The organism is Nevskia soli (assembly GCF_903970205.1).
Classification (GTDB): domain Bacteria; phylum Acidobacteriota; class Terriglobia; order Bryobacterales; family Bryobacteraceae; genus Bog-113.
Map to the genome: position 1 here is coordinate 1 of NZ_CAJCHS010000332.1, position 6,818 is coordinate 6,818.

General features: G+C 61.2%; 6 protein-coding genes. All 6 read left to right on the forward strand.

Annotation, left to right across the window (positions count from 1 at the left end; translation table 11 throughout):
• Window positions 1–118: 118 nt before the first annotated feature.
• A complete protein-coding gene (gene hypF, locus H1Y01_RS14450; protein ID WP_219341558.1) occupies window positions 119–2,425 on the forward strand; it encodes a carbamoyltransferase HypF in 2,307 nt (768 codons plus the stop codon).
• Between the two features lie 3 nt (window positions 2,426–2,428).
• Window positions 2,429–2,704 (forward strand): HypC/HybG/HupF family hydrogenase formation chaperone, encoded by a 276-nt coding sequence (locus H1Y01_RS14455; RefSeq protein WP_180541219.1) that lies wholly within the window; start codon window positions 2,429–2,431, stop codon window positions 2,702–2,704.
• Entirely contained in the window at window positions 2,691–3,809 is a 1,119-nt protein-coding gene (gene hypD, locus H1Y01_RS14460; protein WP_180541220.1) for a hydrogenase formation protein HypD, read from the forward strand. Before H1Y01_RS14455 ends, hypD begins: the two co-directional genes overlap by 14 nt.
• A 3-nt stretch (window positions 3,810–3,812) precedes the next feature.
• On the forward strand, window positions 3,813–4,859 hold the full coding sequence (hypE, locus tag H1Y01_RS14465; RefSeq protein ID WP_180541221.1) for a hydrogenase expression/formation protein HypE: 1,047 nt from the start codon (window positions 3,813–3,815) through the stop codon (window positions 4,857–4,859).
• 106 nt (window positions 4,860–4,965) lie between these two features.
• Window positions 4,966–6,030 carry a hydrogenase expression protein HypE gene (locus H1Y01_RS14470; protein WP_180541222.1) on the forward strand — a complete coding sequence of 355 codons (1,065 nt, stop codon included), beginning with the start codon at window positions 4,966–4,968 and terminating at the stop codon, window positions 6,028–6,030.
• Window positions 6,031–6,051: 21 nt separating this feature from the next.
• Window positions 6,052–6,818: nickel-dependent hydrogenase large subunit (locus H1Y01_RS14475; protein ID WP_180541223.1), on the forward strand; the 767-nt coding region annotated here is incomplete at its 3' end.

The following is a 6,818-nucleotide window of genomic DNA, read 5'->3' on the forward strand; positions in this document are numbered from 1 at the left end:
TTAGGAAGTTCATCCCGGCTTGCTCGCGCGCGATGAAAAGGGATCTAGCCGTGTCGATGGAGCCGTACAGCCCCACTCCGAGCCCGACCGAAAGGGAGGGTCCGCCGCTGTCAGCCGCGTGGACCCTAGCCGGGCGGGAGCCGCCACGGTGCGGGAGTCGGTCTTGACACAGACTGCCAGATATCGAATCGAAGTTAAGGGCGTGGTGCAGGGCGTCGGCTTCCGCCCGTTCATCAAGCGGCTAGCGGACCGCCTTGGGCTGGCGGGGACTGTCGCGAACACCGGCGCGGGCGTTGCGATCGAGATCGAAACATCAGAATGCGCGCTCGCCAACCGCTTCAAAGAACTCCTGCGGTCGGAAGCGCCGCCGGCATCGCATATCGAATCGATGATCTTCGGTGAACTGCCGGACGCGGTGGGCTACCCGGTGGGCTACGCGGGGTTCACCATCCTGCCGAGCGCGCCGGCAGATGGAAGTTTCACGTTGATCTCGCCCGATCTCGCGACTTGCGCGGATTGCCTCGCGGATATTGCCGATCCGCACGGCCGCCGAGCTGCCTATCCGTTCACGAATTGCACGAATTGCGGGCCGCGGTACTCCATCACGCGCGCCGTACCCTACGATCGCGCGAACACAACCATGCGTCCATTCGCCATGTGCGCGGACTGCGCGGCGGAGTATGCGGACGTAACGGATCGCCGCTTCCACGCCGAGCCGATCGCTTGTCCGGTGTGCGGCCCGCGTTTGTCGCATGACTTGCCGGCGATCCGGGACGCGCTCGCCGATCAACGCATTGTCGCGATTAAAGGGCTGGGAGGGTTCCAGCTGGCCTGCGATGCGTTCTCCGGCGCCGCTGTCGGACGGCTCCGCGAGCTGAAACGCCGCAGCCGCAAACCATTCGCCGTGATGATGCGCGATCTCGAGACCGTCGAGCGGTTCTGCTTCGTCGAACAAGCCGAGCGCGAACTCCTCGGCGGCAGCGTCAAGCCGATCGTGCTGCTGCGTCTGCGCGAACCCGGCGCGTTCCCCGACAGCGTCGCTCCGGGTCTCGAACAACTCGGCGTCATGCTTCCTTACACGCCTTTACATCAACTGCTGTTTTCCGGATCGTCAATCTGTTTGATCATGACCAGCGGGAATTTGAGTGAAGAACCCATCGTGATCGCCAACGAAGAGGCGCTTCGCAAGCTGGCGCCGTTAAGCGATCTGGTAGTGACGCATGACCGCGACATCTTCATGCGTGTCGACGACTCGGTCACGCGCGTTGTCGAGGGTGTTCCGCGCATCCTGCGGCGCGCTCGCGGCTATGCGCCGCAGCCCATTTCCCTTCCCTTCGAAGCCGGCGAAATTCTCGCCGTCGGTCCTGAACTGAAGAACACCTTCTGCCTGACGAAAGCGAATTACGCGATCCTGAGCCAGCACATCGGCGATCTGGAAAACCTGGAAACCATCGCGTTTTTCGAAGAGACGCTGGCCAATCTGAAGCGTGTGTACCACGCGGAGCCGCGCGTGATCGCGCATGATTTGCATCCCGAGTACATGAGCACGCGCTGGGGGCTGGCTCGCCCGGAACCCAAGATTGCCGTGCAGCATCACCACGCGCATATCGCGAGTTGCATGGCGGAAAACGGCTTGGTGGAGCCTGTGATCGGCGTGGCTTTCGACGGTACCGGCTACGGCACGGACGACCAGATCTGGGGCGGCGAATTCCTGATCTGCGAGTATGCATCGTTCGAGCGCGCGGCTCATCTCCGCTATGTGCCGCTCATCGGCGGAGATCGCGCCGCCCGCGAACCCTGGCGCATGGCGGCCGCTTATCTCAATGACGCGCTCGGCGACGAAGCCTTCGGTCTCGACCTGCCCTGCTGGCGCGCCGTCAGTCCGAAAACTTTGCAGATCATCCAGCAACTGCTGCCGCGGCCGGCGCTTCTAACCTCCAGTTGCGGACGATTGTTCGATGCGGTTTCATCCATCTGCGGCGTCAGTCAGGCCAGCTCGTACGAAGGTGAAGCCGCCATCCTTCTCGAAGCTCGCGCCGGCTCAAAATCAGGCGGTTGCTATCCCTTCGAGATCGCAACCGAAACCAAACCGTGGCAGATCGACGTGCGCCCTCTGATTAAACAAATCGCCCACGAGGTGTTGCATGGGCAGTCTAGTGCAAATGTGTCAGTTTGCTTTCACTCGACCATCGCTTATATAATTCGAACGGTTTGCGATAAAGTGCGCGGAGAAACCGGATTGCGCAACATTTGTCTTAGCGGCGGAACCTTTCAGAATCGAATTCTTATGGGGAGTACGCTGCGATTGTTGCGCGCGGCCGGCTTCGAAGTTTTCACGCACGCGCGCATACCGGCCAACGACGGCGGCATTTCTCTAGGCCAGGCCGCCGTCGCCGCTGCTCGTATGCGCGAAGGGAGAATCTAAGCGATGTGCCTTGCAATTCCAGGGAAAATCAGCGCCGTTCAGGAAAACTTCGGGATCCGCATGGCGAAGGTCGATTTCGGCGGCATCACGCGCGAAGCCTGCCTCTCCTATCTGCCCGACGCCGCGATCGGCGATTACGTGCTGGTACACGTCGGGTTCGCCATCAGCAAACTCGACGAGGAAGAGGCCGCGCGCACCTATCAATACCTCGCGGAGATGGATCAGTTGTCTGAATTGCACGACGGGGAACCGGAGATCAGTTCACATGAAGTACCTTGACGAGTATCGCGATTCGCAAGTCGCCGGCAAGATCGCCAACGAGATCCGGCGGGCGGCCACACGGAAGTGGGTGTTGATGGAGGTGTGCGGCGGCCAGACGCACTCCATTGTGAAATACGGGCTCGATTACCTGCTGCCCGAGAACATTGAGCTGGTGCACGGGCCCGGCTGCCCGGTCTGCGTAACCTCGCTCGAAATGATCGACAAAGCCCACGCCATCGCGCGCCGGCCCAACGTCATCTTCTGCTCGTTCGGCGACATGCTGCGCGTCCCTGGCTCGGATGGCGATCTGTTCAAGATCAAGGCGGAAGGCGGTGCGGTTCGCATTGTGTATTCGCCGCTCGATTGCCTGAAAATCGCGCGCCAGAATCCGGATAAGCAAGTCGTCTTTTTCGCCATCGGTTTCGAAACCACCGCCCCCGCGAATTCCATGGCCGTGTGGCAGGCGCACGTGCAAGGCATCCGCAATTTCTCGGTACTGGTTTCGCACGTTTTGGTGCCGCCCGCGATCATGGGGATTTTGCAATCGCCCGGCAATCGCGTGCAGGCGTTCCTCGGTCCCGGCCACGTCTGCGCCGTTGTCGGTTGGACGGAGTATGAGCCGATCGTCGATCAATTCCGCGTGCCCATCGTGATAACCGGATTCGAGCCGATCGATATTCTGCAAGGCGTGTTGCTAACCGTGCGCCAACTGGAACAGGGCCGCGCGGACCTCGAGAACGCGTATGCGCGCGCCGTGCGCCGCGAAGGAAATTCGGAAGCGCAGGCCATGATCCATCGCGTCTTCGAGGTTTGCGATCGCGGCTGGCGCGGCATCGGAACTATCCCGCAAAGCGGCTACCAGTTGCGCGAAGAGTTCCGCGAACACGATGCCGAGCGCCTGTTTCACGTGGAGGGAATCCGCACCGAAGAGCCGTCGATCTGCATCAGCGGGCAGGTGCTCAAGGGGCTCGCCAAGCCGACCGATTGCTCGGCGTTCGGATCGCGCTGCACTCCGGAAACGCCGCTGGGCGCGACCATGGTTTCGGCGGAAGGCGCCTGCGCGGCTTACTACAATTACGGCCGCCACCTGATCAGCGCGGATTCGCTCGCGGTACACGGCTAAGGAATGCCCACGGAATTTGCGCTGTCCTGCCCGCTCCCCATCACCGAGCGGAAGAATATCATCATGGGGCACGGCAGCGGCGGCAAGCTGACGGCGCAGCTGGTCCGCGATCTTTTCCTCCCCGCTTTCGATAACGCGATACTTCGGAAACTGGACGACCAGGCCGTAGTCACCGCCGGCTCCGAGCGCCTGGCTTTCACGACGGATTCCTACGTGGTCACGCCCATCTTCTTTCCCGGAGGCGATATCGGCGATCTCGCCGTGAATGGCACGGTGAACGATCTGGCCATGAGCGGAGCCAAGCCGCTGTTCCTTTCGGCCGCTTTCATCATGGAAGAAGGGCTGCCGGTGGAAGAGCTCGCTCGCGTGGTGGAGTCGATGGGCAAAGCCGCACGCCGCGCCGGAGTTTCCATCGTCACGGGCGACACCAAAGTCGTCAACAAGGGCTCGGCAGATCGGTTGTTCGTAACCACGGCCGGCATCGGACTCGTTCCCGCCGGCGTGAACATCTCCGCGAGCAACGCCCAGCCGGGCGATCGAATCCTCATCAGCGGGTCCATCGGCGATCACGGCATGGCTGTCTTATCGAAGCGCGAAGGCCTCGAATTTGAGGGCACGATTCAGTCGGATACGGCAGCGCTCAACGATCTGGTGCGTGTGATGCTCGAAGCCGGCGACGTTCACGTGCTGCGCGATCCGACGCGCGGCGGCCTCGCGACTTCACTGTGTGAGATCGCGACGTCATCGGGAACCGGCGTGGAAATTGACGCGCAAACGCTGCTCGTGCGCGATGACGTACGCGGCGCCTGCGAAATCCTCGGGCTCGATCCTTTGTGGGTAGCGAATGAAGGCAAGCTGGTGGCGTTCGTCCCCGCCGCATCCGCCGCACCGGTACTCGCCGCCATGCGCGGGCATGAACACGGGCGCGACGCGCGCATCATCGGCCAGGTCGTCGATCGCCATACCGGATTCGCATTATTGAAAACGGAGATCGGCGGAACCCGTGTTCTGGATTTGCCATTCACAGAACAACTCCCGCGTATTTGCTAAAAAGTACGTTCCGTAACTCAACCAAAAGATTTTTCGCGTGCAATCCTTCAAGCACTTGACTTAGCCCGTCGAACGGGCAGAGACTGCTAATCGAGAGGGCAAGCCCATGTCGGCAGCACCGATTCCGTACGGCAGGTCAACGCAAAAAGCTCCCGCTACACCCGAAGTTCACATCCTCTGGATCACCGCCGGCCTAAGTTGCGACGGTGACACCGTTTCCATCACAGCCGCAACGCAACCCAGCATCGAAGACGTGCTCCTCGGCGCCATCCCCGGGCTTCCGAAGGTACACCTGCACAATCCCGTTCTAGCCTACGAAGTCGGCGACGACTTCATGAAGCACTGGTACGAGGCGGAAAAGGGCCGTCTCGAACCCTTTGTTCTGGTCATCGAAGGATCGATCCCCAACGAGAAAATCAAGAAGGAAGGCTATTGGGCGGCGCTGGGCACTAACCCGACCAGCGGGCAGCCCATTACCACCTGCGAATGGATCGACCGTCTCGCGCCCAAGGCCACGGCCGTCGTTGCCTGCGGTACCTGCGCCACTTACGGCGGCATTCACGCCATGCAAGGCAACCCCACCGGCTGCATGGGACTGGCCGATTATCTCGGCTGGAACTGGAAATCGAAAGCCGGCCTGCCCATCGTTAACGTCCCCGGTTGCCCGGTTCAGCCGGACAATTTCATGGAGACGCTGCTCTATCTGCTCTACCAACTGGCCGGCCTCGCGCCGATGATTCCGCTGGACGACCAGCTGCGTCCCAAGTGGCTCTTCGGCTTCACCGTGCATGAAGGCTGCGACCGCGCGGGCTATTACGAGCAGGGCGATTTTGCCGAAGACTACAACTCCGAAAAGTGCCTGGTCAAGATCGGCTGCTGGGGACCCGTGGTCAACTGCAACGTGCCCAAGCGCGGCTGGATGGCGGGCATCGGCGGCTGCCCGAACGTCGGCGGCATCTGCATCGGCTGCACCATGCCGGGCTTCCCCGATAAGTTCATGCCGTTCATGGACGAACCGCCCGGTGCCCGCATTTCCGCGGGAACCATCGGTGTGTACGGCACGGCGATCCGCTCGCTGCGCGCCATCACCAACCACACCGTCAACAAGGAACCGAAGTGGCGGCATCCCGGTCGTAAGTTGACCACCGGCTATCATCCGCAGGCGTTTTAAGGGAACAGGAGATCTAAGAACATGGCGACCATTACCGAACCACTATCCGAAACAAGAACCCCGCAGCGGCGCCTGGTCGAGATGAACTGGGACCCGATCACGCGCATTGTCGGCAGTCTCGGCATTTACACCAAACTCGATTTCGCGAACAAAGAAGTCGCGGAGTGCCACAGCACCTCATCCATCTTCCGCGGCTACAGCATCTTCATGAAGGGCAAAGATCCGCGCGACGCCCACTTCATCACCAGCCGGATCTGCGGCATCTGCGGCGATAACCACGCCGTGTGCGCCTGCTATGCGCAGAACATGGCCTTCGGCGTTCGCCCGCCGGAGATGGGCGAGTGGATCACCAACCTCGGCGAAGCGGCCGAGTATATGTTCGACCACAACATCTACCAGGACAACCTGGTGGGCGTCGATTTCTGCGAACAGATGGTGAAGGAAACCAATCCGGGCGTTCTGGACAAAGCCAATCGCACCGATTCCCCGCACGGCGGCATTCACGGCTTCAAGACCATCGGCGACATCATGCGCGCGCTCAATCCGTTCACCGGATCGTTCTACCGCGAGACGCTGCAGATGAGCCGCATGACGCGCGAGATGTTCTGCATCATGGAAGGCCGGCACGTTCACCCCTCGACGCTGTACCCCGGCGGCGTGGGAACCGTCCCCACCGTTCAGCTGTTCACCGATTACATGGTGCGGCTGATGAAGTATGTCGAGTTCATGAAGAAGGTCGTGCCGCTGCATGACGATCTGTTCGACTTCTTCTACGAAGCGCTTCCCGG

Excerpts from the sequence above, each read along its gene's own strand:
- H1Y01_RS14455 (WP_180541219.1), top strand. The coding sequence starts at position 2,429 with ATGTGCCTTGCAATTCCAGGGAAAATCAGCGCCGTTCAGGAAAACTTC.
- hypD (WP_180541220.1), top strand. The coding sequence starts at position 2,691 with ATGAAGTACCTTGACGAGTATCGCGATTCGCAAGTCGCCGGCAAGATC.
- hypE (WP_180541221.1), top strand. The coding sequence starts at position 3,813 with ATGCCCACGGAATTTGCGCTGTCCTGCCCGCTCCCCATCACCGAGCGG.
- H1Y01_RS14470 (WP_180541222.1), top strand. The coding sequence starts at position 4,966 with ATGTCGGCAGCACCGATTCCGTACGGCAGGTCAACGCAAAAAGCTCCC.